Consider the following 2,926-nt stretch of genomic DNA (forward strand, 5'->3'; position numbering starts at 1 on the left):
CCCGACCAGCCGCAGGCAAACGGCCAGAAAAACCAGTTCAGTATAAAACGGGGTGTACGTCCGAAGCGTCTTGCCAAACCAGGATAAAGGAACTTCACTCGCTTCTTTGCGGCCATCGCGAAAGTGATTCACCAGAGTCTATGAAATCTATTTTTCCGCGGAATTTCCAAATTTTTTTATGGCTAGATTTGTAATTCGCGCTGTTACAGCGCACACCAATCCTAACCCTATGTAGATGACCAAGTTTGGACTATCGAATTTACTCATCACAAAATAGGCGTAAGCCAGCCCCGCGATTGCAGCGAAAATGGCTTCCAGTATGAATGTCTTCATTTCTTAGGCCTCTTTTTAGTGAGTGTGGAGAACGAGTAGTGCCCCGTCCTCCACGTTTACCAATCTAGTGTTTAACGCCCACGCGAATCCTCTTCACTACTGATGTGAGAACCAATCGCGCCAATGGTTGCCCCTGCTACTGCCCCGGGACCGGTTACTGCAGCGACTGCAAATATGGCAGCAGGACCAATTGCAGAGCGAACCCCTCCATGGTCTTTCATATGCCCTCCATCCTTGTAGGAGCCAAATTTTGTTCCGGATGAAGCACCGTAGTTACCGCTGCGGTTACCTCCATCCCCTTGACCGCCACCGCCACCGAAGCTGACGGGGCTGTAGAGATCAGTCACCGCTGTTTTCAGATTGTAGCTCATTGGAGTATTTCCCCTGTTGAGGCTGGATTGGCTCCAGCCGGGTTTTGGAGATCAGACCGCGGTGCTTGTCTGTTGGGTATGAGAGAGTCAAAGAGATCCGGCCAAGGACAAAGGAGGGTCGACATTGCCGATTTGGTCGTCCCGATAGCAAAACACACCTGAAATGGATCACTGGTCATGTCCAAGTTTGCGATCAAATTCCAGATAGAACTCATCTACTGACAGACCAAATGTCTGTTTGAACGCATCCCGCCATGGTTGCCCTTTTCCAAGAGCTTCGTAGAACTCGAACGCTCTCCTGAAACTGCGGCCTTCAAGCAAGGTGGCCGCGGCAGCATTTACCAGGGGACCGCTAATTTCGGACGGACTGTTGTTAAACTCCTGGTAAGTTTCAAGATCTCTTAGGTTCAATCCCGCGTGATCAAAATCCATGGAAACTTCTATGCCCCCATAAATAACAAGCGCTGGAAACTCGGCCATTCCTTCCAGCAGCCACTCTGGCCCCATCGCCTTAAGGCGCGTCTCGTCATCCGCTAAGCCTCCTGGTTGGCCAGCCAATTGAAATTGAATCACGTGAATTTCTTCATGAATAAAAACAGGTTCCAACCCAATTAGGTTTTTGTCCCCCGGCTCCAAACATATAACAAGATGATTGAATGCAGCCCAGCCGGATGTGGTTTTCCGCGTGGAACACGTGCCATCGTAAGCCCGCTGAAACTCTTCCCAAGTTACGTTTGTTGCGGCGTACTGTAACACCAGTGGATAAAGGCTATCCGCTGTGTCGCCTACAATGACGATGGCCGGAAACGGAACGCCTATCCCTTGATCCGATCGAACTCTTTGTGACCAGACCTTGATCAACCTGACAGCCTCATCCGCTTCTGCTTCCGAGATTGTGTCAGCAACATGAATCTCGAGCGTGTTGCCAAATGAAGGCCAAGCCAGTTTTGCGAGTGGGTTGCGCAGTCCCAATTCCCTGCAAAGTACGATGCGATTGCGCTCGGTTTCCCGGAAGTTTGCAAAGTCAGGGCTTGTGATTATCTCTTCGAGCAGTTCTTCCACATCTATTCGATCCGCCGCCTCCTCAAGGCATCCATCAGCGAGCCCATAACGACGCTCCGCATCCGTTTCGGATTCCCCGGCTCTGGCCAACCCAGCTCCGGAAACCGAAATAAGTAGAACAACCCAAACAAGCAGTTTTTTCATTTTACCAACTCTTTGTGCGTTTGATGCGTTCATTCAGAAAAAGCCACCAGACGGTGGCGGCACGTGACTTGCCAACTTGGATTGTTTCTTTTCGATATCGTTTTGGAGCCTGGTTGGCCGATGGAGCTTTCGCCGTAGGCCAAACCAGACACATAGAAACAGAACCGTGATTATTAGCCAGCCGATCAAGCTAAGCGATTCAATGAACTCCATGACAGCTCCGTCCGTTGCTGGGTTTTAAAAGGATGTCACTGGCGCAGCTGCTTTCTGCGCCAGTGACGATAATCAGCGTCCGTCGCCGCTTCCCCACGTGTCATTGCCCGAATAAGAGTCGCCTTCTTGATTAGTGGGGCGCCCCCAATACCCTTGAGGATCGTGCGAATCACGGCCGGACGCGTAGTTGGCATCACGTCCCGGGGTCAAATGATGGCTGATTTTCTGCGGCCATGGCAAAAGGGATTCACGAGAACCTAAGACAACCGAAACTCACCGGGAGTTTCGAATTTTCTTTAACACCAGATGTGTCAGCCGCTCTGCGACAACGCCTACGACTACCAACCCAATATAGATAACTAAGCCTGGAGGATCGAATCTGCTCATCACAAAATAGCCGTAGGAAAACCCTACGATTAAAGCGACAATGATTGGCAGTAGATAGGACATCATTTATTGTATCCTCTTTTTTGCGGACTTGGAGAACGAGTGGCGCCTCGTTCGCCATGTCAAATGTTCTGACGTTTAACGCCCACGCGAATCCTCTGCGCTACTGATGTGATTGCCGACTGCACCGGCGACGGTGGCGGCTACTGCTCCGGTACTGCCTGTCGCGGCAGCAGCTGCAAATACGGTAGCAGCACCGATAGCAGAGCGAACGCCTCCATGGTCCTTCATATGCCCTCCATCCTTGTAGGAGCCAAATTTTGTTCCGGATGAAGCACCGTAGTTACCGCTGCTGTTACCTCCATCCCCTCGTCCGCCGCCACCACCGAAGCTGACGGGGCTGTAGAGATCAGTCA

Annotated in this window: 2 protein-coding genes and 1 pseudogene; all 3 read right to left on the reverse strand. The window is 51.3% G+C overall.

The window, feature by feature from the left end; genetic code table 11:
- Positions 1-404: 404 nt before the first annotated feature.
- Entirely contained in the window at positions 405-704 is a 300-nt protein-coding gene (locus GOW92_RS24705) for a hypothetical protein (RefSeq protein WP_170566539.1), read from the reverse strand.
- Positions 705-872: 168 nt separating this feature from the next.
- A complete protein-coding gene (locus tag GOW92_RS24710) occupies positions 873-1,943 on the reverse strand; it encodes a hypothetical protein (protein WP_217356595.1) in 1,071 nt (356 codons plus the stop codon).
- A gap of 705 nt (positions 1,944-2,648) precedes the next feature.
- A pseudogene (locus GOW92_RS24825) lies at positions 2,649-2,926 on the reverse strand (hypothetical protein); the annotation flags it as partial.

Origin of the sequence: Ruegeria atlantica, assembly GCF_013032505.1 — a bacterium.
Lineage (GTDB): Bacteria > Pseudomonadota > Alphaproteobacteria > Rhodobacterales > Rhodobacteraceae > Ruegeria > Ruegeria atlantica_F.

What these genes read in the sequence shown, in the direction of transcription:
- GOW92_RS24705 (WP_170566539.1), bottom strand. Translation starts at nt 704, where the DNA reads ATGAGCTACAATCTGAAAACAGCGGTGACTGATCTCTACAGCCCCGTC.
- GOW92_RS24710 (WP_217356595.1), bottom strand. Translation starts at nt 1,943, where the DNA reads ATGAACGCATCAAACGCACAAAGAGTTGGTAAAATGAAAAAACTGCTT.